At 66.1% G+C, this 2912-nt stretch carries 5 protein-coding genes; 3 read left to right on the plus strand and 2 right to left on the minus strand.

Annotated features, from left to right (window positions below):
- On the plus strand, positions 1-777 hold a 777-nt coding region (locus tag SA87_RS10165; protein WP_169816960.1), incomplete at its 5' end, for an RNA-guided endonuclease TnpB family protein.
- 188 nt (positions 778-965) lie between these two features.
- A complete protein-coding gene (locus tag SA87_RS10170) occupies positions 966-1442 on the plus strand; it encodes a magnetosome magnetite crystal formation protein family (protein WP_066202642.1) in 477 nt (158 codons plus the stop codon).
- On the opposite strand, the gene SA87_RS13320 is transcribed toward SA87_RS10170, so the two are convergent.
- The gene (locus tag SA87_RS13320; protein ID WP_156423409.1) at positions 1415-1693 is read right to left on the minus strand and encodes a hypothetical protein; all 279 of its coding nucleotides are present in this window, start codon (positions 1691-1693) and stop codon (positions 1415-1417) included. The two genes, SA87_RS10170 and SA87_RS13320, sit on opposite strands and share 28 nt — an antisense overlap.
- A gap of 160 nt (positions 1694-1853) precedes the next feature.
- Here SA87_RS13320 and SA87_RS10180 point away from each other — a divergent pair, with 160 nt between their 5' ends.
- On the plus strand, positions 1854-2258 hold the full coding sequence (locus SA87_RS10180; protein ID WP_066202648.1) for a DUF309 domain-containing protein: 405 nt from the start codon (positions 1854-1856) through the stop codon (positions 2256-2258).
- A gap of 235 nt (positions 2259-2493) precedes the next feature.
- Here SA87_RS10180 and SA87_RS10185 read toward each other — a convergent pair.
- Positions 2494-2912, minus strand: a 419-nt coding sequence (locus SA87_RS10185; protein WP_156516537.1) for an RNA-guided endonuclease TnpB family protein, incomplete at its 5' end; no start/stop codon positions are given.

A 2912-nucleotide genomic window follows, 5' to 3' on the forward strand; every position in this document is an offset into this window, starting at 1 on the left:
GTGGAAAACCTCATCCTCCACGTGACCTTCGATCTCGGGGTCGTGCCGGTCCGCCCTGAGGCGGGGCCCGTCGCGGCGTACGACTACAACGCGGCCATGCTTGCCCGGGCGACCTCCGCCGGTGTGCCGGATCTTTTCGTCGGCCGCGAACTCCTGGCCCAGATCCAGTACCGGAACAAAGTGCTGGCGGAATTTCAGGCGAAGCTGAGCCGCCTCAGAGAAGGGTCGCGGCGCCGGCGCCGGCTTCAGGCGGCCAAAGGCCGGGTGCTTGAGAAGCTCGATCGCCGGATCCGGCACATGGAGCACGCCCTGACGAAAGCGCTGGCCGAACTCGACCGGAAAGAAGGCATCGCCGTCGCCGTCCTCGGCGATCTGACCGGCCTTCGCCGCTCCGCCGGAACCGGGATGAAAGGGAAGAAGGCCAACCAGAAGATCAACCAGATGGCCTACGATCGCCTCGGCTCCCAGCAGGGGTACAAAAACCTCATGCGCGGGATTCGGACGATCTTTCTTCCCGAAAAGTACACGTCATCGACCTGTTACGCCTGCGGCCGGCGGGACCCGTCGTCGAGAAGACATCGCGGGCACTGGAAGTGCAGGCGATGCGGCTTCTCTTTGCAGGCGGATCTGAACGGCGCCGGGAATTTGCTCAAGTTCCGGCTTGCCAAAAACGTCGTCGGCGTACCCGGTCCGGTGTCTTTCCACACGATCCGGCACTGGCGCTGGGACAGGCGGCATAACCGCTTTGTACACGTATCGTCAAGGGCCGGGGCTTAAGCCCGGTACCTGACGTAGTCGGGACTTCAGTGACGGTCCCCTCCGGAGGCGCGAAGCCTCCGGTGTAACCCGGCAGGACATCCTGCCGCCAGGAAGCCCTTCCCCTTTAGGGGGAGGGAGAAAATCACACTCCTCTCGGTTTTCGGTCCTCCGTCGTCGGGCACCGAAGGGGAAGCTGGCCTGAGGAGGTGACTTGGCTGATCCCGCCCAAGCTCGTCCGCCGCCGCCCTCCTTCGCCGATATTGCTTCGAGCGCTCGGCGGCCTCATCCACGGGAGCGGCCTTATGGCGATCGTCTTTCGCCTGCCTTTTGTTCAGATTTTGCTTCCGCTCGCCCTCTGGGTCCTGCTCGGACGCCTCGACCCTCTCCTCTACGACCACGGTCGGGAGGCGACTCGCTTTCAGTTCACCTGGACGGGGCTTGCGACGCTGGCGTTTTTGCCGGCGGCGATCGCCGTCGGCCGCGGGACGGCACCACCCCTCGACGTCGGGCCGGGCGGCGGCGCGGAGGGATGGCCGGGGATCGTAGGGACCGTCGCTTCCACGCCGTTTCTTTGGCCGTTTGCCGCCGTCTTCACGGGCTGGCTGATCCTTTCGTTCTGGGGCGCCGTCTCCGCTGCGGCAGGGCACGTCGTCCGCTATCCGCTCACGCTCCGGCTATTTTGAAGCGCCGGCGGCTGATGCGGCCCAAACCGAGCGCAAACGACGGAAAGGAGCCGACGCAGGTCGTACTGGACCGGTCTCTGGTTTGCCGTCGTGCAGGGCATCCCGAACTGTTCCCCGTCTCGAGCGTCGCTCACGCCGTCTTGATCCCGGGCGTCATTCGCCTGAACATCCACGAAGAGGCCGACGCCGATCACGAAAACGGCCGTCCGACCTTCGGTCAGAACGCCCTCATCGGTTTCTCTAAGCTCCACTTTCTCTGCGCTTCTCTTTTCTCTTCCTCGCCCCGGCGTTTCCCCGCCACGCGGCACGCCCTGCGTGCCGGCTCCGGCATCGCTCCCATCGCGGGCGGCTTCCGACCGCAGGCGGCGCCGACCCGAAGGATCCGCGGCATCGAGGGAGGGAAGCTCAAGAATGAAAAATAGCCCCCAAACCGGCGGTCCGGCGGCCGATCCCGGTCGCGACCGGGCCGCGGCTCTCGCGACTTACGTCGCGCTCATGGCGGAGGGCCGCTATTTCGACGCCCATGAAGCGCTGGAAGACGTCTGGCGGGCCCGGGGGCGCGACCCCTTTTTGCAGGCTTTGATCCAGATCGCCGCCGCCTACCATCACGCCGCCCGGGGCAACCGGCGCGGCGCGGGCCGGCTCCTCGCCACCGCCCGGGCCCACCTCCGCCGGGCCGCAGACGTGCCGGAAGGCTGGTCGAAGGCCGCCCTCTTTGAGGCGATCGAGGCGGCCGATCGCCTTTTGCAGGACCCGACCGCGACCAGTGCGCACGACCGGTGGCCGTTCCCCTTTCCCGATCCGGCCGACGCCTGACCCCGCTCCGGCCGAGGTCGGCCGCCCCGAGGCGGGCCTTTCGCGTGCTTCGGGGCCGAACGTCTCATGAACCGGCGCGCCCGATCTGGGCTCCCGTTCCGCAACTCATAGACAAATCTCCCATCGAAGGGATACTGTCCGGTTGCTTCCTGCTTCATCCACCGGCACCGGCCGGAGCCTGCAACCACCGGTGTCCACAGGCTTAACTTCCCGCGGAACTCACGGTAGGACCGTCTTACGCCACGGTCAGGGCAAACCTGAGCAGATTCTTGGCCGCATTCACGTCCCGATCGTGATGCGTGCCGCACGCCGGACACGTCCACGCCCGGACGGAAAGCGGAAGTTCGGGAAGAACATATCCGCAGGAAGAGCACGTCTTCGACGTCGGCTCAAAGCGCCCTGCCTTCACGATCCGCACGCCTCGAAGCTTGGCTTTCGCTTCGAGGAGCGCCCGGAAGGTACCCCAGCCGACGTCGGCGATGTGCCGGGCGAGGCGGTCGTTCTTCAGCATTCCGGCCACGTTCAGGTCCTCGATCGCGATCACCGGATGCGTCCGGACGAGTTCGGTCGTGCGCTTGTGGAGGAAGTCCAGACGAATGTTCCGGATCTTCCGGTGCAGCCGGGCCAGGCGAAGGGCCGATTTTTGTCGGTTCT

Source organism: Hydrogenibacillus schlegelii (assembly GCF_001653195.1).
GTDB lineage: Bacteria > Bacillota > Bacilli > Thermicanales > DSM-22653 > Hydrogenibacillus > Hydrogenibacillus schlegelii.